Source organism: Klebsiella scottii (assembly GCF_036561945.1).
GTDB lineage: Bacteria > Pseudomonadota > Gammaproteobacteria > Enterobacterales > Enterobacteriaceae > Klebsiella > Klebsiella scottii.
Map to the genome: position 1 here is coordinate 1 of NZ_JARXNI010000002.1, position 255 is coordinate 255.

The following is a 255-nucleotide window of genomic DNA, read 5'->3' on the forward strand; positions in this document are numbered from 1 at the left end:
CTGTACTCGGTGTTACTGCGAAGGGGGGACGGAGAAGGCTATGTTGGCCGGGCGACGGTTGTCCCGGTTTAAGCATGTAGGCGGAGAGTTTAGGTAAATCCGGACTCTTGTTAACGCTGAGGTGTGACGACGAGGCACTACGGTGCTGAAGTAACAAATGCCCTGCTTCCAGGAAAAGCCTCTAAGCATCAGGTAACATCAAATCGTACCCCAAACCGACACAGGTGGTCAGGTAGAGAATACCAAGGCGCTTGA

1 rRNA gene is annotated in these 255 nt (G+C 52.9%); it reads left to right on the top strand.

The annotated features are described in order from the left end of the window. A 23S ribosomal RNA gene (locus QFI97_RS23560) occupies positions 1-255 on the top strand; the annotation flags it as partial.